Source organism: Streptomyces sp. NPDC001594 (assembly GCF_042893675.1).
Lineage (GTDB): Bacteria > Actinomycetota > Actinomycetes > Streptomycetales > Streptomycetaceae > Streptomyces.
The window spans coordinates 37,196-56,956 of sequence record NZ_JBIAVB010000001.1; the positions used below are offsets into that span (position 1 = coordinate 37,196).

The following is a 19,761-nucleotide window of genomic DNA, read 5'->3' on the forward strand; positions in this document are numbered from 1 at the left end:
GGAGACGCTGTGTGGTCAGCGGTCGGCGGGGACACTGCTGGGCCAGGTGCGGGGGGAGGCGTGGACCGGCCGGGGGCGGGTCGCGGCGGGGCGACGGGGCGGTGCCGTGACGACGGCCCGCAGGCGGCTCCGGGGGGCGGTGTGCCACCTGTGGTCACCAGCCACGGTGCTCGGGCTCGGCTGAGTGTTCAGGTCCGTGATCACACCCTACGATCCGGGTGACCGGTGGGGGTTCGCGCCCGGAGGGCGGCGTCCAGCGCGCGGATCAGCTCGCCGACCCGGCCGCCGCCGCTCGGCGCCGCCGGAAACCGTCCGAGCACGTGGATGACCGCGGGGGTCGCACGGCACGCCGCCTGGGCAACGTGGTCGGCACCGGCGCTGGGGTCGTCGCCGGCGACGAGTTCCGCCACCCGGGCCGCGTGGGCGCCGGCTCCGAGGATGTGCTTGACCTGGGTGGCGTGGGCCAGCGGATGCAGGTAGGCGGAGCCCGCCGCGGACATCGCTGCCCGAGCCGCCTCACGTGCGGCCTCCGTCTCCGCGCCCTTGGCCGCCTTGAGTGCCGCCCACGCGCAGTCACGCAGTGCCCTTCCCCTCTTGCCGCCGCGGGCGAACTCGTGGGCGTCGGCGATGGCCTCGCGGGGGCGCGGGTCGTCGGGCTGATCGCCCTCGAACACCTCAAGCACCACCTCCGCGCACGCGGCAGCGAATGCGGTGACCTCACGAAGCTCTTGGATGCTCAGGGCGATCGCGCCCGCCTCCGCTGTCATGACTCCATCCTCGGCCATGCGCCCCGTCAGCCGGTTCAGCCGGTTCAGCCGGTCTGGGCGTAGTCGTCGACGGCCATAGAGTCGTGCACGCGCGCCGTCCCGGAGGCGAGGCGGAGCAGGGCGCGGGCTGGCCCCGGAGGCAAGGCCGATATCAGGCGGGCACCTTGGGCCAGGCCGCGTACGCCCATGCGCGAGGTGGGGATGAGGGTCCTGGCCGCGCCGAGCGCGGCCGCGTGGGCGGCGCGCACGTGCTCCGCCATCGCCCGCTCATAGGCGGGGAAGGCCTGTTCGTGGTCGCCGCCGGCCCGTGCCAGCTCTCCGGCCAGGACATAGGCGCCGACGATGGCCAGGCTGGTGCTGCCTCCGACGGCCGGGCCGGGGCTGTAGCCCGCGTCGCCGACGAGCGTCACCCTCCCTCGCGACCAAGTTTCCATGCGCAGCTGGGCGATCGAGTCGAAGTAGAACGCCGTTGTCTGGTCGAGCCCGTCCAGCCAGCGGTCGACGTCCGGGTGCATACCGGTGAACGCGGCGTGCAGCAGCTCCTTCTGCCGGGGCACGTCACGGGGGTGCTCGGACTCGGGCGCGCCTCGGAAGAGGAACAACACCCTGGCGTCGCCCATGTGGCGCACGCCGTAGATGCCGGCGGTGCGGCCGACGCCGACGTGCATGAGGAGCTCGCCGTCGAGTCCGCGGGTGTTCGGCAGCGTGAGCACCGCCAGGTGGGCGCCGAGGGGGGTGCTGAAGCGGGACTCGTCTCCGAAGACGAGGCTGCGCACGTTGGAGTGGAGGCCGTCCGCCCCGATGACGAGGTCGAAGCGGCGGGGGGCGGCGCTCTCGAACGACACCTCGCCGTCGGGCGCGATGGCGGTGATCGAGTCGCCGAAGACGTATGCGATGTCGTCGCGCGTGGCGTCGCGGTAGACCTCGGTCAAGTCGTCGCGCATGATCTCGACGTGCCGGTCTGTGGTGGCACGGAAGATCTTGGAGAGGTTCGCCCGGACTGGACGGCGTGCGCCTTCCTGGTGGACCGTCATCCGGCGGGTGCCCACGGCCCGCTCTTCGATCCTCCGCAGCAAACCCATCCTCTCCGAGATCTCCAGCGCGGGCCGGAACAGGTCGACCGCGTGGCCGCCCGTCCTGCGCGGGGTCGACGCGCGCTCGACGATGGTGACGGAAAAACCGTGCCGGGTGAGCCAGTAGCCCAGGACGGGCCCGGCCACGCCGGCACCGGAGAGGAGGATCCGCATGGCGTTCGCCCTTTCCATTCAGTCCCCCCGTACGGCGTGCAGTGCGGTGAAGGCCAGCAGAGGGGCGGCGGTCCGTGGTGGGTCTTCGAGGAGGGGCGAGTGGCCGAGGCCAGGCAGCAGCACGATCTCCGCGCCCGGTACGGCGCGGTAGTCGAATGCCGAGGAGGGACGCCATCGGCGGTCTTCCTCGCCGAAGACCACCAGGAGCGGCTTGCCCAGGTCCCTCAGCCGGTCCGGCAGCCGGCGCTGCTCCAGGTAGGTGCGGGTGGCCAGCATCGTCGTGGTGAGTGTGTGACGGGTCATGGCGCGTACGTCGTCCAGGAGCTCTTCCGGGATCCGGTAGCCGGCCCGGCTGACACTGGTGCTCGCGAACACGCGGAGCTGCTCATCGGTCAGCGGCCACTGCGACGGGTCGATCGCGGCGGTCTCCGCCGGGATGAAAGCGTCCAGCCCGGGCCCGGTGTTGATGAGTGCGAGCGCGGTGACGAGGCCGGGCCGGTCCTCGGCGAGGGCGACGGCGACCGTGCCGCCGCTGGAGTGGCCGATGGCCACGACGTGCTCGACGCCGAGCCGGTCGAGCACGAGGCCGACGCGGCGTGCCTGGTCCGGGAGCGCGTAGCTGCGGTCGGCGGGTTTGCCCGACCTGCCGTGCCCGAGCAGGTCGACGCGGATGAGACGGAGGGAGGGGCTCAGCAGCGGAATCATCTCATTCCACGAGCGGGTCGAGGACGCGGACCCGTGGATGAGCAGGAGGGCGGGGGCGTCACTTGGGCCGTCCTCGCACACGTGGATGTCGCCGTCGTCCAAGGGCAGCAGGAACGAGTGCTGCCCGGTGGCGTCGGCGCCGCTCGCTTTGGGGTCGTCGTCTGAAGAGGTCATGGGTCCACTGTCGGCGTCGCGCTCGCCCAAGGATTGGACGAATGTTCCCGGGCGCCGCGCCGTAGCATGGCACGATGCATGCGTTCGAACACGGTGCGGTCATGTGGGACGTGGCGCGTCCGCGCCGGACCAGCCGGCTGGCCGGTGTCGGCATGGCCGGGTTCCGGGTCCGTGACCTGGCCCCGCTCCGGATCGTCCCTCATCCCGCCGTGACGCTGTTCCTCGACTTCGGCGCCGGTTCACCCGTCCTTGACGACAACCGGGGGCAGCAGCGGGGAAGTCTCGTCACGGGGCCCGGGCTCGGGGCCGGAGGGGCGGTCCGGGCGTGGGGGCAGGACCTCGAGTGCATCCAGGTCCGGCTGTCGCCGGTGATCGCCCGCGCGGTCCTGGGTTCCTCCACCGCCGACCTCGACGGCGCGGCCGTGCCGCTGGACGACATGTGGGGGCGGGGGGAGGCGTCGCGGCTCTGCGAACGGCTCGCCGATCTCTCGTCATGGCAGGAGCGCTTCGCGCTGGTGGACGCCCTGCTCGCCCGCCGGAGGGAGGCGGGGCCGCCGGTGGAGCCGGAGGTCGCGCAGGCCTGGCACCGGATCGTCGTCAGCCACGGCGCGGTTCGTGTCGGCTCACTCGCGGCCGAAGTCGGATGGAGCCGTAAGCGTTTGTGGTCCCGCTTCTGCTCCCAGCTCGGTCTGCCACCGAAGCAGGCCGGGAAACTGGTCCGCTTCGACCGTGCGGTCCACCGGCTGGTCGCGGGCGAAGAAGCGGCCCGGGTGTCGGCCGACGCCGGCTACGCCGACCAGTCCCACCTCCACCGGGACGTGATGGCGTTCACGGGTTCAACCCCGGCGAAGATGGTCGAGGAGCCGTTCCTCACCGTGGACGACATCGCGTGGCCACCGCCCGGGCCGCCTACGTCCGCCGTGCCCCCCCATGCCGTCACCCCCGCCCCGCCCACCTGGCCTAAAGCCCGACTCCGTGCCAGCGGCGAAGCCTCCGGGCACCTCTAACGGTCCGCCGCTCCTCGCCGGTGGACCTGACGCTGGTGCCCGAGCATCGTCGTGGGCACGGACCGTTGTACGGAGCCCTCAACCACGGCCGGATCGACGTCGACAGGTTGCGGTCCGTGCTGGCCCACATGCCATTGGCGCGCTTTGATGGTGGTCGCCTGGTGCTGGCGGTGGATGTGTCGCCGTGGCTGAGGAACGACACGCCCAAGCCGTCCTCGCCCTCGCACGCCGCTGCGGGACGGACGACTCTACGAACTCACGCCACCGACGCCCCTCGCGGATTGACAGACCGCATGAGGAATCGATGACGCAGGACAACAAAGGACCAAGCTGGTGGGACCTCGGCGGGTATCCCGTCTCTGACGACCTGGCCCCTGTCTCAAATGAACTGGTCCGAATCGCTTTGGGTGCGGTTCTCTTGGGGGACAGGCTGAGTCCGCGGTTCGGAGCCGACACTGGTGTCGAGAGACAGGGGGAAGCAACGTGGGATTCGATGAAGGCGACATGGCTACGGACGACCTGTTCGCGAGAGCCTTGGACGAGATCGGTATGGACGAGGGTCCAGCCCCCTGTCTGGTTGCCCTGCACGGGAGGCCGACCCGGCACGTCTTCGAGGGTGCGGTAGGCCTGTTGGCGTGCGAGGAGCCGGCGAAACGGGAACTGGGGGCACGGATTCTGCGCGAGCTGGGCCCTTACGACACCGAGGGCCGACGGCCGTTCACCCCCGAGACGATCGAGGCCGTATTGAGGGAGATACCCGGTGAACCCGACCCGGGGGTCCTCAGTTGGCTGATCTCCGTCCTCGGCTATCACAACGCCCGCGAGACCCTCGACCTGGTGCTCGGTTATCAGGGCCACACCGCGCAACCGGTGCGCTTCGCGGTCGCCGCCGCACTTCCATCCCTGGCCGATCCCGAACGCACGCAGGACCGAGTCGTAGAGGCCCTCCTGAAGCTGTCCGAGGACGAGGACGAGGCCGTTCGCTGGTACGCCCTGTACGCGCTGTTCCAGGAAACGGTCGCCGTGACCGACGAGCAGAGGACCGAGTGGGCGAGAGCACTGATCAAACGCGGCGACGGGGACCGGCGTGCCCAACTGCACCACCTCGGCACGACCCTCGACAACGCCGATACCGCCCTCCGCGCAGTCCTCGAACTCGCTCCGGGTACCTGAGTCGCGCCCCCTGGGCGGGCAGTCCCTCCAGCTGATGAAGTACCTGCGGGAACCAGATCACCTGAGATGCGCGTCGGCTGCGTGTCTCGAGCGATCTGGTCGTTGCTGGTCAGGACCTCGGCGCGGGACCAGACTACCTTCCCTCCGGCCGGGAGCCGAGGATCGTGGCGGGCTCGCGCAGCGGGCTGCCCATCCCGGCCCGGGGCCGCAACGAGAAAGCCGCCGACCACACGCACCGGCCCCTCTTCCTCACCCCGGCGGCCCTGGCCGCGGCCCGTACCCGCCGCGCGGCCGCCACGGGCGACGACCGGCTGGACTTCCGCCGGGACGTGCTGCCGCTGCTGCTCCAGGAGGTGCACCACGTCTACTGGACCGCGCGGGTACGGGCCCGTTCGGGGGTCGCGGCGGCGCAGCGGTTCGCCGACCGGCACGCGGCCGCCCTGCACGCCGGCCGGGACCCGCGCCCCGTGCTGGCGGAGGCCGGGCTCGCGGGGGTGGCGCCACTGGACCTGACCGCGCTGGCCCGGCCGTTCGACGGTGAGCGGTTCGCCGGCCCGGAGGCCTTCCGCGAGCGGCTGCTCCAGGTCGTGGAGGCCGACCTGGCCGAGGCCGCGCTGGGCAACGCCGGCGGCCCGCTCAAGGCGGCGCTGGACGTCCTGCGGGACGTGCGGGGCGTGCTGCGGCACGCCGTCGACCACGGCGGGCTGCTGCCCCGGTCGCATGCCGAGGACTTCCACGGGCGCTTCCTGCCGGTCAACTCCCTGCTCTCGGCGGGTCCGCCCGCGAGCAGGGTGCGCCAGCTCGCCGCCCTGGTCCGGCAGGGCACCGTGGAGATCGCCGGTCCGGCGACGGAGTTCGCCGCGGACGTGCGCGGCGGGCGCTTCACCGTCTCCTCCGCGTCCGTCCCCGGCTCGGCGCGGAAGGTGGACGTGCTCGTGGACGCCCGTATCCCGTCGCCCGCGCTGCACCGCGACACCGCGCCGCTCACCCGGCAGTTGCTCGCGGAAGGCCTGGTGCGGGAGTACACGGCCGACGGTCCGGACGGCCTGCGGTACCCGACCGGGGGCCTCGACGTCACTCCGGACTCCTTCCACGTGGTGGACGCGGTGGGCGATCCGCTGCCCGGGGTGCTGGCGCTGGGCATCCCCACCGAGCACACCCGCTGGTTCACCCAGGTGGGCAGCGGACGGCCCGGCGTGGAGACGCTCTTCCACCGGGACGCCGACACGGTGGCGCGCGGCCTGCTGGAGACCGCCTACCCGGCCCCGGCCCCGGCCGGGACCGCCGCCGCAGCCGCCGCTTGAACACCCCTTCCCCTCCCCGCGAAAGACGACGGACCACACCATGCACCCGCACACCCCCTCCCCCACCGAGGCCTTCCGGGCCGCCCGGGACCTGCTCCTCGCCCACGGCGACGACCTCGACGCCGCCCACCGGGGCTTCCGCTGGCCCCGCCCGGCCACCTTCAACTGGGCGCTCGACTGGTTCGACGCCGTCGCCGCCCACCGGGCGGGGCCCGCCCTTCGACTGGCCCGCCCCGGGCACCCCGACGGCGACGTCACGGTCTCCTGGCAGACGCTCTCGCGCCGCTCGGCGCAGGTGGCCAACTGGCTGCGCGGCCAGGGGCTGCGACGCGGGGACCCGGTCATGCTGCTGCTCGACAACCGGGTGCCGGTGTGGGAGACCATGCTGGCCGCGATCAAGCTGGGCGCGGTACTGATCCCCACCTACACCACGGCCACCCCCGCCGAACTGGCCGACCGGGCAGCCCGGGGAGGCGTCCGGTTCGTCGTGGCCGAGGCCGCGCTCGCCGGGGGGTTCGGGCCGGGACCGCACCCCTGGCGGGGCGTCGCCGTCGGCGGTCCGACACCGCCGGGCTGGACCTCGTACGAGGACTCCCGCTCGACCCCGCAGGAGTTCGTCCCGGACGGGCCGACGGGCGCGGACGACCCCCTCTTCCGCTACTTCACCTCGGGCACCACCTCCGCGCCGAAGATGGTCGAGCACACCCACACCAGCTACCCGGTGGGCCTACCTGTCCGGGATGTACTGGAACGGGGTGCGCCCGGGGGACGTGCACCTGAACGTCTCGGCGCCGGGCTGGGCCAAGCACTCCTGGAGCTCGTTCTTCGTCCCCTGGAACGCGGAGGCCACGGTCCTCGCCCTGCACTCCACGACGGCCGCCGACGCCGGGGCGGTACTGGAGGTGCTGCGCACCCGCGGTGTGACCACCTTCTGCGCCCCGCCCACCACCTGGCGGGCGATGGTCTCGGCGGGGCTGGGGGCGCGCCCGGAGGGGCTGCGGGAGGCCGTGGCGGCGGGTGAGCCGATGGAGGCCGCGCTGGCGCGGGCGGTGCGCGAGGGCTGGGGCGTCGACGTCCGGGGCGGGTTCGGGCAGACCGAGACCACCGGCCTGATCGGCGCTCCCCCGGGCCGGCCTCCGGTGCCCGGCAGCATGGGGCGGGCGCTGCCCGGCTACCGGCTGGCGGTGGTCGACCCGGGGACGGGGCGGGAGGTTCCGGACGGGGAGGGCGGGGAGCTGTGCGTGGACCTGACGGAGCGGCCGGCGGGGCTGATGCGCGGCTACGCCGACGATCCCCGCAAGACCGCCCGGGCGTTCGCCGGGGGTTACTACCACACCGGTGACCTCGTGGTACGGGCGGCGGACGGCTCGTTCACGTACATGGCGCGGGCGGACGACATGTTCAAGTCCTTCGACCACCGGATCTCCCCGCTGGAGCTGGAGCGGGTCCTGCTTCGTCATCCGGCGGTGGCGGACGCGGCGGTGGTACCGGTGCCGGATCCGGTGGGGCTGTGGGCGGCGAAGGCGAGCCGGGCACGCGCCCCGGCCACCCACGGCGAGCCCGATCGCGTGAATCATGCTGGCCACAGCCAGAGTCCGACGGGCATCAGGCCAGAGTCGGCGGGCTGTGAACTCTGGTCCCGGCAGAGCCGCACCCCGGGCAGGGCCCAGCCAGCACTGACAGTGCCTCTTGGCATCATGCCCGCATGGATTTCCTTCTCGCACCACCGACCGGCATCGGCCCGCTCCGCATCGGTATGCCCCGGGACGAAGCCGATGCCGCGTTGGACTCGCTCCGCGACCCTTCCGCGCTCTCGGAATCAGACCGGCCAGGGCAGCACATCTTCCGCCCGAGCGGACTGATGGTCAGCATTCACTGCATGCAGGGCCAGCTCCAGGCGGTCGAGCTCGCACGCCCGACGGCCGCAACGGACCGCGTGCTCTTCCACGACGTGGACGTATTCGCCCTGCCAGCCCGCGAGGTGGTCACCCGCATGCGCGAACACACCACGATCGAGGCGGATCCGGAGGACCCCGCTTCGTTCATCGCCCCCGACCTCCTGCTGAGCTTCTGGCGCCCGTTCGAAGCCGACGATGACCCGGATGAGGAACAGGGCTACTACTTCACCACGGTCCTGCTGGCCCGCCCCGGCTACTACGACACACCTGCTGAAGCCGCGGAGAGACTCCGGCGCAACTCCTAGGTTCGGCCCCCGCCGCGTCGGCGCCGCGGCGGTGCCGTCAAAACTCGGGTTCTGGCTCAGGTGCTGTGGTGCGCCACGCTGAGTGAGTGGATCAGCCCGCGGTTGACCGATCCCGATGGCGAGAACGAGCCCCGGGTGAGTCCCCCGCCTCGGCTGCAGGCCTCTTGCCAAGGAACTGCTTCGCTGCCTCAACCGCTTCTCCGTTGAGTTCCTCTGGCCCGCACGTCCGTCGCTACCGTCGCCACCAGCAGGCCGGGCCAACTTCCATGGTCAGCACGCTGGTGGACGCCGTTGGCCGCGACGATCCGCGAACCGTCGCGAGTTCGCATCAGTTGCGATTGGCGGCGCTTGGAACATCGGTACAGCCATTAACGCCACGCACTTGATCACGGTCATGAGCTGAGCGCCGTGGCGTCCGGACGGGGTCGGGGAACCGGCCTTGGGGACCAACGGAACAGGGGTGCGGGTCGGTCAATGGCCTGAGATGCGTCGGCGGGTGCGGAGTTCCGCCTCAGCGGTGACCGCCAGTGCGACGACGGTCAGTAGGGACAGCACTGCCCAGGCCGGGGTGAAGCTGTTGGTGAGGTCGACCAGCAGGCCGAGCATGGGCGGCACGGTGACGATGGCGATCTGGTTGACGGACATGGCCAGCCCCAGGGCGAAGCCGGTTCTGCCCGGTGGGGCCGCTTCGGTGACGTAGGCGACCCACGGGCCGTACCAGCCGAATCCGAAGAAGCCGAGCCAGACAAAGACGCCGGAAGCGACGACCGGTGCCCGCCCGATCGGTGTCATCAGCACGACCAGCCCGGTGATCACAGCGACCATGCAGACCAGCACGATGGCATAGCGTCCGAAACTGGTCCGGTCGCTCCAGGCCGCCAGGCATATCCGGCCCGCAACGCCCGCACCCTGGGATGCCACCAGGATCAAGGCTGCCTGTCCGGTGCCGACTGATGACGCCTGGTGAAGGGAGAGCACCGTCAGGATGCCCACGCCGCACTGCACCGAGATCAGGCTGGTCCCCGACAACATGATCTTCACCATGGACGGTTCACGCAGCATTCGTAGCCGTGCGCGAAGCTGCGCCGCGAGCGCTTCTGACGGTTCCTTGCTCCGCGAGGCGGGCGAGGCGGGCGAGCCGGGCGGCCGACGGTAGCAGCCCACGAAGAGGCCGGCTCCCAGCAGCGCGACGAAGCCGCCGGTCAGCAGCGTCGCCCGCCAACCGAACCCCTCAGCGACGAGCGGGAGTACGGCCGAGGCGAGCGCCGCACCCAGCGGCAGACCGGCCTGCCGGATACCCATCGCGAAGCCGCGCTGTGACGCGTCGAACCAGGATGCCACCGACTTGCTCCCGCCCGGCTGGACGGTGCTGTACCCCGTACCGACCACCAGGAGCGCGACCAACAGGGCCGTGTATCCCGGCGCCAGACTCCCCGCACCTAGAGCCAGCGCGACCACGCCTGCCCCGATCCCGACCACCCAGCGCTCGCTGTAGCGGTCCAGCAGCTCGCCGGCCACCAACAACCCGGCCAGCGGCACGAGCTGGGCCGCCGAAACCAGCAGACCCAGCTGCGCCGTGCTCAAGTTCAGGGCGCTCTGGAGGTGGACGCCGAGCGCTCCGATGCCGCCCACGAAGAAGCCGGACGCAGCCTGGGTGAAGGTGGCAATGCCCAGCACGATCCAGCGATAGCGCCACGGGTCGCGGGCCTGGGATCCGGCGCACAAGGCGGTTTGTTGTGTCATGGCGACCACACTGTTGTAATAGTCTTATGCACCTCAACCCTTACGGCGAGGATGCGGTGAACCTGGCCGCGGACCTGGCCAACCGCCGGCCTGAGAGCGCGGATGAGCTGGCAGACCGCTGCCGCGCCGCCGGGCTCAGGCTGGAGCGCCGAGTGACAGCGGAAGATCTCGGCAGCGCCCAGGCCGCACTGGACGCCTGGGAGCGGATCGTCGACGCCGACGGAGAGCAGGAGCGCGCCGATCTGCTGAACCGGATGCTGGCCGAGGCCGCCGCCTACCCGCGGCTGACCTCCCATTCCGGTACCGGCTGGCATCTGCACTACCGGGACGCGGACCAGCCGCTCGGCTCCGTACTGCTCACGCTGTTCGCGGTCGGTACCGCACTCCATCTGGCGGGCCGGGGCATACACCGGCTGCGGCGCTGCGAGGTGATCGAGTGCGACAGGGCTTTCGCCGACACCTCGCGCACCGCACGACAGCGCTACTGCTCGCAGCGCTGCGCCAATCGCGACGCCGTGCGCAGGCACCGGGCGCGAGCCGCGGTCGCCTGACCAGTCGTCGAGGCGGAGGAAGCCCGTGCCCTCGCCGCTCAGCTGCGGGCCGAGGTCGAGGACACCGCGTAGCGCAGGTCAGTCCACGCCTTCGTCGTCGTCCAGCTCGGGCGTGTCCGGGTCGCGCAGTGGGCGCAAACCCTGGGGCGGGGTGGAGGGGTGAAGCTGTATCGGCCCAGGACGTTGAGGTTCTTGAACTTCAGCGGGGGCAGGCGGGGCGACATCCTCATAGCTGATCTCGTGGCCCTCGGCACACGGCTGGGCGACCGCTGAGATCGATCGCGTTCATCGCCCCGCATAGCGCGGGGCGACCGCTTTCACGAGAGCGCAAGTGATCGACGGCATAGCTTGGAGCCGTTACTCGCCCATCATGCGGGAAGCCAGATGGCCACAGCGGCGGCGGCGTGCCCTGATCACACGCTGCTCCGCAACCGCTCCTCGCATGCCCCGTCCCCCCACGGCAGCGCCAGCGCCTGCGGGTGTTCTGCAGCCCCGTTGTGCGCCCTCCGCTACACGCATCGACCGGGGGGCGGATGTGGTGCGGTAAGGCCGGTGCCAGCTGCTAGGGAGGGGCCGGCGCGACCATGTGGTAGCGGGCTGGTAGGCAGCCCTGTGCGGCCTGTCCGGGCGGGCGGTATGGCGTTGGCGGGAGGGCGTGCACTGAACGTGGTCGCGCGCCGACGACGACATCCCTTCCTGTCTCCCGACCTGCGGGATGGAAGACGGTGTGGCGGGAGCGGGGGCGGGTCCGGAGGCCCCGGAGCGTCCCCCGCGGGGGCGGGGCGTCAAGGGGGTCGTACGGTCGCCGGACGGCACCGGACCTGAGGCCGCCGCTCCCGTCCGAACGGGCGATCGCGCAGCTGAGCGGCGGCGCCTCCGCGGGGGCCGTGGGTCCTGCCGTGGTCTGCGCACCCACTCTTCCGGTCCGACCACGACGGGGCCTGGGCAACGAGGGGGCAGCAGGGTCGCTGGTTGGTCCACGATGCTGAAGCGTGTGCTGGCCGGCCGCGGCGGCGGCCCATTTCTGCGCCACCGCGTCGTTGTGATCGCCCAGGTGTTCCGCCGCCCGGGGCCCTGACGTGATGTCACCGCGCAGGGTCCGTGCTTACGGCGAGGGGCTGTGCCACCTTGGACACCGGCCCCAACCCGGAGCGGAGGGACGGACACCCTGATGCCGGACATCGGACGCGGCTGCGCCGCGGTGGCACTGCTGGCAGTCCTGATCACGACGGGGACAGCGTGCGGGGGGTCCGAGCCTGAGCCCGTCCCGACGCGCGACACCGCGACCACCGAAACGAACACGCGCGTCCCGCCGACTCCCCCCACGCCAGGGGGCGAGGACCTGGGGAAGGTCTTCCCCGGCACCGGCGGCGGCTCTGCCGAGGGCTCGACGCTCGCCGTGCCGCGGACACATCTCGACGAGCCCGCCGCAGGCACCATGGAGCTCGCCAACGACCAGCAGGTTCCCCTGACCGTCCAGCCGCTGAGGGCCACGACCGAGAGCGGGGAGCTCTCGATCGTCGAGGACGGCTGCACGGGCGTCACGCTGCAACCCCAGGAGACGTGCCGCGTCCGGGTCAGCCACACCGCTCAGGAACCCGGCCCGTGGACGGGGACGGTCACCGCTCCTACCGCCGAGGGGCCCACGTTCTCGGTCACCCTGACCGGGGAGGCCGTCGAGACCACGACGGGACCGGCCTCCGAATCCCCGACGCCGGAGCCCAGTGGGACCTCGGAATCGCCCGAGGTGACCGAGACCCCGACACCTGAGCCGGGGCTCACCTGACAGAGCCCTTCATCACGACCCGTACGGTGCCGTCGTCGTCCGGGAGCACGACCGTCACGCTGTCCTTGTATCCGCCGTAGTAGGGGACCAGGTAGAAGCGGGTCGGTGTCTTCAGCAGAAGGCGGAAGTTCCTGTACCGGTAACGGTAGGGCCCGGCCCCGGCTCCCAGGTCCTCGAAGTCGATGTCGGTGGCGTGGTGAACCAGTCGCAGGCGCGACAGTACCTCCACGGCCGGGTACCGCCTCATCCCGCTGTCCGCGTCCGACTCGGCTTGAGTGCCGCCCGCCATCGCCGCGTACCGGGACATGCCGTTGAACAGGCTCAGGATCAGTAGCCCCAAGAGCAGCGCGCCGGACACGAGCCACAGCCGGTCGGCATCACGGACCCGTCGGTTACGCCGCCCGGGATCGTGCTGCCCGAGGCGCACCTGGACGGCGAAGAAGGCCAGGCTGGCGCCCAGGGCCACGACGAGGGTCGGCAGCAGCCCGCGCGGCCAGCCCGCGGGGAGGAAGGTGAACAGGTCGTCCCGGAAGAACACGGGGTAGCCCCCCACGACCCCCAGGAGCAGGCCCACCGCCAGCAGCGCGCGGTACGCCGTGCGGCGGCGCCCCGCGTTCTCCGGGCGGGCCAGGGCGTGGCCGAGCCAGCCGAGGACGAGCAGGACGAGGAGGCCGCAGACGAGCAGGACCCAGACCGGGAAGAAGACGGCCTGAGGGCTGCGCGCGAGGACGGCCTGGATGGAGAGGGGAAGGTCGCTGAGCGGCACGCCGAACGCGCGGTAGTAGGCCTCGTTGTACTGGTTGCCGAAGTAGTAGAGCAGCCCGAGGACGACGGTCCCGGGCGCCGCGATCATCGCCGCCACGTCCAGGTACGACTTGTGGGGAGGAGGGGCCGGCGACCGGCGCGCCTTCACGGGCATGGGCCCAGTCTGGCCGCCCGCCTCATGGGCCGCACGCGATGGCCGCCCGCCCGGCTGACGCCCGCCGTGGGAGGGGGCGGCGGAGCGGATCCGTTACCCGGCGGGGTCGTCCGCACCGCTCGTCCGTACCGCGGCGTCCCTCCGGCCTGTCTTACCGCATCAGGGAGCACTGCAGGCCCCCGGATGCCGGACGACAGCCGCGGCCATGACCGGTCGGGACCGCCTGCCTCTGCGAGCACCGCTGATCCCGGTAGTACGGCTGGCCCTCGGCGCGGCGCCGGAGGCCCGGTCGCCGGGGGGAGCTGGGCGCGCCTGTGGTGGCCGAGGCCGGGCGGCAGAGAACGAGGCCCTGAGGGCGGCCGGGGCAAGTCCGCGGGGCCGGCCGAACCCGGTCCGACCGCCGGCGCCACCGCCCCGGCCGCAGAAGTCCGCTCAGGCGGGACGTGCCCTACGCCGCGGGAGCGAAGGTCCACACGGCGCGGTCGCCCGGTCCCACGACGAGGGTCGAGTGGCCGATCCGCTCCTCGTGGCGGTATGGAGCCGGGTGGTTGAGGGACATCTCCACCTGGCGCAGGCCGGCCTGCTCGCGGGGGACGGTGTCGAGGCGGATGGTGGTGCCGCCACCGTGCGCCAGAACGCTGCCGGCCGGGAGTTCCCGTACGGTGAAGCCACCTGCCCTGAGCAGGGGCAGGGTGTTGGCCAGGTCACGGGCGGTGACCGCGAGGCGGATCGAGGTCACGTCCCGCATCAGGTGGCCGCGGTAGCCGTCGGGCAGGTACCGCTCGCGGCTGACATCACCGGGGTACGAGGCCGGCTCGGTGTCGCTGCGCGGGTCGGCGAAGTATTCGGGGAGGTATTCCATGCCCCAGGCGCCGAAGCCGTCGTACTGGCCGCTGGTGAATACGGCGTCGAACCATGGAACCGGTACCCCGTCGCCGAAGTCGCGGGTCTGGCGGAAGGTCACCGGGTTCTGCACGCCCTGGTCGCGCAGGCGGCCGGTGACGGTGGCGAGGTCGCCGGCCCGTTCGGCGGAGATCCCCATTCCGCCGGCGCCGAGCGTTCCGTCCTGTCCGGGGACGTCACCGACCCCGAAGAGCTCGAGGTAAGTCTCGCGCCCCCTCAGATAGCGCCCGGTCCAAGTCTCGCCACCCGAGCCGGTCGTGGTGCGGACCTGGAAGTCCGCGAAGTCCCGCAGGTAGGCGGAGTGCTCGATGGCATCGGCGGTTTCCCGGTCGAGGACACCGTAGGCGTGGTTGAAGAAGAGCAGTTGACGACTCGTGGGTGGCGCACCTTCCTCTTGTGCCGACGCGGTCCCGCTGGTGGCGCCGGCCAACCCGGCCAGCGTCACGGCCAGGACCATGAACATGTGTATCGCACGTCGAAGGGACATGGGCGTGATCGTAGGCGGCTCGGCCCGCATCCACTGCCTGTTTTCGGTGCGCATGGTGCAGGGAGTCGTCCGAGCGGCGTGAGTGGTCGTCAGAAACACGATTCGAGGCGGAACTTGGGCGGCCGCGGCCGTGCTCTCGGGGCGGCCGTCGGCCGGATCCGGCGGGACCGGCCGGCGGCCCTGCGGGGGGTCAGGCGCCCGACCCCACGGCGGTCAGCCAGGTGTTCCAGTCGCTCTCGTAGTCCAGCCAGGTGAGGAAGGCAAGACCTGGCGGACGAAACGACGAACAAGAAGTAGTCCCGGTCGCGAACCCTCCGCGGCAGCGCCCCCGCTTTCGCACCGTCGGGCCGGCGCGGTGAACGACGACGACGCGGAGTGAAGCCCTTGCGCTCGCGCAGTCGCTGGCGGCGCGGGCCGAGGCCCGCCGTCGCGCGCGGACGGTGGGGCCATCGACGCCGTCACGACAGGTGCAGGAAGCCGGCCCGCTCCGCTGACCGGTTCACAGGTCGACCACCCACACCCGCCCACCCCAGTACTCCGTGATCCAGGCGTGGCGGCCGTCCCGCGTCAGCGCGATACGGGTCGGATGGTGGGCACTGATGGTCTCGGTCACCTTGTTCGTGCTCGTGTCGATCACGGACAGGCTGTCCGCGCCTTCGTTGGCGACGTAGGCGCGGCGGCCGTCAGCGCTCACCACGACGTCCTTCGGGTGCCACCCGACGGGGATGGGCCCGCCGGTCACCTTGCCGGTCGCCGTGTCGACGACGGACACCGTGCCCAACAGGTCCGTGACGTAGAGCCGGCGTCCGTCTGGTGTCACCGCAAGGCCGTACGTGAAGTCGCCGAGGCGACCGGGCCAGCCGACGACCTTGTCGGTGGCCGTGTCGATCACGGACAGGGAGGCGGGTGTCCCATAGCCGGAGTTGGCAACGTACACGTGGCGGCCGTCGGGGGACGCCACCACATGGACCGGGTCGCTGCCGACCTTGACCTCGTCGACAACCTTGCCGCTCGCCGTGTCCACCACGGACAGGGAATCGGATCCGGAATTGGCGACGTAGACGCGGCGGCCGTCGGGGGCAACCGCCAAGCCCACGGGATTGACGCCGACCTTGATGTAGTCGATCTCCGTGTTCGTGGCCGTGTCGAACACTTTCACCGACCCGGGGCGGAGCTGCCAATCATTGGCCGACCAGGCCGCCTGGACGGTGGTGTAGGCCCGGCGGCCGTCGGGGCTGATCCCGACATCCACTCCCCCGGTCCAGATGCGGGCGCTTTGCTGCTTGGTGTGCGTATCGGTCACCACCAGCGCTTCGGGCCACCCGGTGGTGGTGACGTACGCGTGGCCGCCGTCCGGAGATATCGCGACGCCGTACGGATGGCCGGGAACACTTATGTAAGGACGGGGCGGAGAGGGAGTCGGGGACGGCTCGGTCGACGCCGAGGCGCATGGTGACAGCACCAAGCCCATCAGAGCAAGGAGGGCTGCGGCGAGGCCGCACCGGATCTCTGAGCGGGTACTCATGGGCGCCTCCTGCCCCTCTTCCAGCATGCCGCGCCCGGCAGCACCCGCAACCGGGGCTGAGGGTGATCGATACGCACACGCTGCAGCGAACCGCCCACATCTACCTCGGTTCGGCGCAGGACGTCGCGCTCAGCCCGGACGGGCCCCGGGCCTACGTCACCAACCAGGGCTCGAACAGCGTGTCCGCGATCGACACGAGCACGAACAGGGCGACCGGCACCTTCGACGTCCAAGGGCCGACCCGTATCGCGCTGACGCCGGACGGCCGCCACGCCTGGATCACGCAGAACTGCTGCGGGACGGTGTGGGATCGGCTTCTGAGCGGACGGCCCGCTCAGGGCATTCAACCCGCTACCCTTCGCGCTCAGTCAACCCGTATCCGCTGCTCGCACCGGATCCGGACACCCATCTGGCGGGCGGGGACTGCCTCCCTGCAGCACCAGTCCCGCGGGAACTGGAGTGCCTGGGGACTGGCTTGCTGGCGCCCCACGCCGAAGGCATCCGGTTGATGACGCGGGTGCGGTCGGCGGCGAGGTCGTAGCGGGGGCCGGTGAGGATCTTCAGGTCCACCGCGATCTCGTCCCAGTCCTGCATAGGTTGCGAGTCCCGGCGCATCCGTGCCTGGCCGTCGCCGCGGTAGCCGCGCGAGGCGTGGTGGACGGTGCGGCCGGGGATGTAGTGGAGCCGCTGATGGTGGCTGGTCAGGAGGGCGATCAGCAAAGCGCCGCCGCCGGCGTTCAGGTCGACGGCCCAGGTCACCGGCCCGTCCTCGGCGAGTGCGAGAACGTCGCCTGTCAGCTCCGGGAGCTCGGGGTCGTTGTTGGGCACCCGGCGCGAGAGAGCACCGTACTTGGCCTCGATGGACGAATACGGTGCTTTGCGCCGGGTCACGACAAGCCGTGACCCGGCGCCTGCGGTCCGGCGTCAGCTGGTGGTGAAGTCGGCGGTGTGGTCGGCGGCCCAGGTGGTGAAGGGGCGCGCGGGGTGTCCGGTGAGTTCCTCGACGGTGCGGGTGGTGGGGGTGGGCTTGCCGTCGTTGGATTCCCACCAGTTCAGGAGGGCGTCGGCGTAGTGGCCGGGGAGGTGGTCGGCCATCTCCTGCTTCCACTCCTCGCGCGTGACGTGGTTGACCGTGATCGGGTTGCCGGTGACGGCGGCGATCTGGTCGATCTGCTGGGTGAAGGTCAGGGACTGGGGGCCGGTGAGGGTGAACTGGCCGCCGTGGTGGCGGGTGTCGGTGAGGACGGCGTGGGCGGCTTCGGCGACGTCCTTCTCGTGGATGGGGTCGTTGTGGGCGCCGGGAAAGGGGAGACTGACGGGCTCGCCGGCCTTGATGGGCCAGGCCCAGGCGCCGGCGTTGGAGGCGAAGGAACCCGGGCGCAGGATCGTGGTGGTGAGTGGCGAGGCGAGCAGGGCCTTCTCGACGTCGAGGTGGGAGGTGGCGAGTGGGTCGCTTTCCGGGTCGGGGCCGAGCACGGTGGAGGAGGACAGCAGCACGACGTGCTCGATGCCGGCCTTGTGGGCGTGGTTGGTGAAGTCGGTGATGTGGTCGGGGCTGGCGTAGAGGAAGACCGCGGTGATCCCGGCCAGGGCGGCGGGGAAGGTCTGCGGGTCGGTGAGGTCGAGGCGCACGGTCTCGACGCCGGCGGGCGGGGTGAGCCGGTCGGGCTGGGCGGAGCCGACCCGGACGGGCAGGCCCGCGTGGTGGAGCAGGTGGGTGAGGTGGGTGGCGACCGCGCCGCGGCCTCCGGTGATCAGGATCATGATGCTTCCTTGGTTGTCTGTGCTGGTCAGCGGGTGGAGTGGGGGTCAGTGGCGCTGGGGCTGGGCGTTCTTCGGCAGGAGGCGGACCAGGCCGCAGCAGGCGGTGGTGATGGCGGCCACGATCAGGAGGCTGAGGGTCATGGCGTGGGCCGGGTGGTGGGGGGTGTGGAGGTAGACGGTGGTGACGGCGGCGGCGCCGAGGGCGTTGGCGAGTTGCTGGACGGCGGTCAGGGAGCCGGATCCGGAGCCTGCTTCGTCGGGGGTGACGTCGCCGAGGTGATGTTGTAGACGGTGCCGAAGCAGGTGCCCATGCCCAGTCCGATCACCAGCACCGCGGGCACGATCACGGCAGGGCCGGTGGTGGTGGACCAGATGTGGACGGCGGCGGCCAGGGCGAGCGTGCCGGCCAGGGTGGTGGCCAGGCCGATCAGGATCAGGGTGCGGCCGAGTTTGGCGATCAGCTGGTAGCAGGCGATCGAGGCGATCACGATGCCCGCGGCCATCGGCGCGCTGCCGGTCAGGGCGGTGCGCAGGGGCGTGTAGCCGAGGCCGCCCTGGAGGAAGAGGGAGATGACGTAGAGGAGGCCGGAGACGGCGGCGAAGAAGGCGATGCCCAGGGTGAGGCCGGAGACGAAGCCGCGGTTGCGGAAGAGGGACGGCTGGATCAATGGGCTGACGGCGGTGGCCTGGCGGCGGGCGAAGAGGGCGAAGAACACCGCGCCGACGGCGAGTGTGGCCCAGGAGGCCGGGCGCCAGTGGTGATCGGAGCCGTCGATCAGCCCGAACAGCAGGCATGACATCGCGCCCGCCAGGAGCAGTGAGCCGCGGGGGTCGATCACGGTTGCGGGTTCGCCGGTGTCGCAGGGCAGGAAGCGGTGGGCGGCGATCAGGGCGGCGCCGCCGAGGACGATGTTGATCAGGAACATGGAACGCCAGCCGAGCCCGAAGGGGTCGGTGTCGATAAGGGTGGCCGCGAGGATCGGACCGCCGACCGCCGACAGCCCGAGAACGGGGCCGAAGGCGCTGAACGCCTTGCCGATCTGGTCGCGGGGGAAGACGGCGCCGAGGATGCCGAAGCCCTGCGGGATCAGCAGGGCGCCGAAGGCCCCCTGCGCCAGTCGGGCGGCGATGAGGATTGCGGGGCCGGTGGCCAGGCCGCAGGCGACCGAGGCGGCGGTGAAGCCGGCCAGGCCGGTCAGGAATACCCGGCGGCGGCCGTACTTGTCGCCGAGCCGGCCTCCGACGACCAGGAGCACGCCCAGGGCGAGGGCGTAGGAGGCGCCGAGCCATTGGACGAAGGACGGGCCGGCGTGCAGGTCGGCGGTGATGGTGGGGGCGGCGAGGTTGGTGATCGTGGCGTCGATCAGGTCGAGGATCTCGGCCGCCAGGATCACGGCGAGGACCGCCCAGCGGCGGGAGGGGGAGAGCGTGCCCGCCCCAGCGGTCACGGCGGTGGTGCTGGTCATGGGAGGTACTTCCAGAGCGGGACGAACATAATTCGTC

At 71.6% G+C, this 19,761-nt stretch carries 17 protein-coding genes and 4 pseudogenes; 10 read left to right on the top strand and 11 right to left on the bottom strand.

Annotated elements, in window-relative coordinates; genetic code table 11:
- Positions 1 to 200: 200 nt before the first annotated feature.
- Genes ACFY0O_RS00195 through ACFY0O_RS00205 form a run of 3 tightly spaced genes read right to left on the bottom strand, consistent with a single transcriptional unit; the run spans position 201 to position 2,893 of the window.
- The gene (locus ACFY0O_RS00195) at positions 201 to 767 is read right to left on the bottom strand and encodes a putative immunity protein (protein ID WP_388940763.1); all 567 of its coding nucleotides are present in this window, start codon (positions 765 to 767) and stop codon (positions 201 to 203) included.
- A gap of 44 nt (positions 768 to 811) precedes the next feature.
- Positions 812 to 2,032 (bottom strand): FAD-dependent monooxygenase, encoded by a 1,221-nt coding sequence (locus ACFY0O_RS00200; RefSeq protein ID WP_388940765.1) that lies wholly within the window; start codon positions 2,030 to 2,032, stop codon positions 812 to 814.
- The gene (locus ACFY0O_RS00205; protein WP_388940768.1) at positions 2,033 to 2,893 is read right to left on the bottom strand and encodes an alpha/beta fold hydrolase; all 861 of its coding nucleotides are present in this window, start codon (positions 2,891 to 2,893) and stop codon (positions 2,033 to 2,035) included. It abuts the gene before it with no gap.
- 74 nt (positions 2,894 to 2,967) lie between these two features.
- Between ACFY0O_RS00205 and ACFY0O_RS00210 the strand changes: the two genes are divergently transcribed.
- The 7 genes and pseudogenes from ACFY0O_RS00210 to ACFY0O_RS00240 all read left to right on the top strand — a co-directional run bounded on the left by ACFY0O_RS00210 (position 2,968) and on the right by ACFY0O_RS00240 (position 8,580).
- Positions 2,968 to 3,900: a helix-turn-helix domain-containing protein gene (locus tag ACFY0O_RS00210; protein WP_388940770.1), complete on the top strand. Its 933-nt coding sequence runs from the start codon at positions 2,968 to 2,970 to the stop codon at positions 3,898 to 3,900.
- Between the two features lie 11 nt (positions 3,901 to 3,911).
- Positions 3,912 to 4,106: pseudogene (locus tag ACFY0O_RS00215) on the top strand (transposase); the annotation flags it as partial.
- A 298-nt stretch (positions 4,107 to 4,404) separates the two neighbouring features.
- Positions 4,405 to 5,073 (top strand): hypothetical protein, encoded by a 669-nt coding sequence (locus tag ACFY0O_RS00220; RefSeq protein ID WP_388940772.1) that lies wholly within the window; start codon positions 4,405 to 4,407, stop codon positions 5,071 to 5,073.
- Positions 5,074 to 5,237: 164 nt separating this feature from the next.
- Complete coding sequence (locus ACFY0O_RS00225) at positions 5,238 to 6,377, top strand: hypothetical protein (RefSeq protein ID WP_388940774.1); 1,140 nt, start codon at positions 5,238 to 5,240, stop codon at positions 6,375 to 6,377.
- Between the two features lie 40 nt (positions 6,378 to 6,417).
- Positions 6,418 to 7,032, top strand: a pseudogene (locus tag ACFY0O_RS00230) (AMP-binding protein); the annotation flags it as partial.
- A gap of 115 nt (positions 7,033 to 7,147) precedes the next feature.
- Complete coding sequence (locus ACFY0O_RS00235; protein WP_388940777.1) at positions 7,148 to 8,239, top strand: AMP-binding protein; 1,092 nt, start codon at positions 7,148 to 7,150, stop codon at positions 8,237 to 8,239.
- 17 nt (positions 8,240 to 8,256) lie between these two features.
- The gene (locus ACFY0O_RS00240) at positions 8,257 to 8,580 is read left to right on the top strand and encodes a hypothetical protein (protein ID WP_388940780.1); all 324 of its coding nucleotides are present in this window, start codon (positions 8,257 to 8,259) and stop codon (positions 8,578 to 8,580) included.
- A 471-nt stretch (positions 8,581 to 9,051) separates the two neighbouring features.
- Here the strand turns inward: ACFY0O_RS00240 and ACFY0O_RS00245 are convergent, their stop codons facing one another.
- Entirely contained in the window at positions 9,052 to 10,323 is a 1,272-nt protein-coding gene (locus ACFY0O_RS00245) for an MFS transporter (RefSeq protein ID WP_388940783.1), read from the bottom strand.
- Between the two features lie 26 nt (positions 10,324 to 10,349).
- On the opposite strand from ACFY0O_RS00245, the gene ACFY0O_RS00250 reads away from it, so the two are divergent.
- On the top strand, positions 10,350 to 10,874 hold the full coding sequence (locus tag ACFY0O_RS00250; protein WP_388940784.1) for a CGNR zinc finger domain-containing protein: 525 nt from the start codon (positions 10,350 to 10,352) through the stop codon (positions 10,872 to 10,874).
- Between the two features lie 78 nt (positions 10,875 to 10,952).
- On the opposite strand, the pseudogene ACFY0O_RS00255 reads toward ACFY0O_RS00250, so the two are convergent.
- Positions 10,953 to 11,147: pseudogene (locus tag ACFY0O_RS00255) on the bottom strand (hypothetical protein); the annotation flags it as partial.
- An 898-nt stretch (positions 11,148 to 12,045) separates the two neighbouring features.
- Here ACFY0O_RS00255 and ACFY0O_RS00260 point away from each other — a divergent pair.
- Positions 12,046 to 12,660: a hypothetical protein gene (locus ACFY0O_RS00260; RefSeq protein WP_388940786.1), complete on the top strand. Its 615-nt coding sequence runs from the start codon at positions 12,046 to 12,048 to the stop codon at positions 12,658 to 12,660.
- Here ACFY0O_RS00260 and ACFY0O_RS00265 read toward each other — a convergent pair.
- The 3 genes from ACFY0O_RS00265 to ACFY0O_RS00275 form a co-directional block, all read right to left on the bottom strand.
- The gene (locus tag ACFY0O_RS00265) at positions 12,653 to 13,579 is read right to left on the bottom strand and encodes a hypothetical protein (RefSeq protein ID WP_388940789.1); all 927 of its coding nucleotides are present in this window, start codon (positions 13,577 to 13,579) and stop codon (positions 12,653 to 12,655) included. The genes ACFY0O_RS00260 and ACFY0O_RS00265 overlap by 8 nt on opposite strands.
- A 448-nt stretch (positions 13,580 to 14,027) precedes the next feature.
- Positions 14,028 to 14,945: a DUF5829 family protein gene (locus tag ACFY0O_RS00270; RefSeq protein ID WP_388942195.1), complete on the bottom strand. Its 918-nt coding sequence runs from the start codon at positions 14,943 to 14,945 to the stop codon at positions 14,028 to 14,030.
- Between the two features lie 523 nt (positions 14,946 to 15,468).
- Positions 15,469 to 16,521 (bottom strand): cytochrome D1 domain-containing protein, encoded by a 1,053-nt coding sequence (locus tag ACFY0O_RS00275; RefSeq protein ID WP_388940792.1) that lies wholly within the window; start codon positions 16,519 to 16,521, stop codon positions 15,469 to 15,471.
- Here ACFY0O_RS00275 and ACFY0O_RS00280 point away from each other — a divergent pair.
- Positions 16,419 to 17,003, top strand: a complete 585-nt coding sequence (locus ACFY0O_RS00280; protein ID WP_388940794.1) for a YncE family protein — start codon at positions 16,419 to 16,421, stop codon at positions 17,001 to 17,003. The genes ACFY0O_RS00275 and ACFY0O_RS00280 overlap by 103 nt on opposite strands.
- On the opposite strand, the pseudogene ACFY0O_RS00285 reads toward ACFY0O_RS00280, so the two are convergent.
- The 3 genes and pseudogenes from ACFY0O_RS00285 to ACFY0O_RS00295 all read right to left on the bottom strand — a co-directional run.
- Positions 16,984 to 17,334, bottom strand: a pseudogene (locus ACFY0O_RS00285) (transposase); the annotation flags it as partial. The gene ACFY0O_RS00280 and the pseudogene ACFY0O_RS00285 sit on opposite strands and share 20 nt — an antisense overlap.
- 84 nt (positions 17,335 to 17,418) lie before the next feature.
- Positions 17,419 to 18,258 (bottom strand): SDR family oxidoreductase, encoded by an 840-nt coding sequence (locus ACFY0O_RS00290; RefSeq protein WP_388940796.1) that lies wholly within the window; start codon positions 18,256 to 18,258, stop codon positions 17,419 to 17,421.
- A 227-nt stretch (positions 18,259 to 18,485) separates the two neighbouring features.
- Entirely contained in the window at positions 18,486 to 19,724 is a 1,239-nt protein-coding gene (locus tag ACFY0O_RS00295; RefSeq protein ID WP_388940799.1) for an MFS transporter, read from the bottom strand.
- Positions 19,725 to 19,761: the final 37 nt, after the last annotated feature.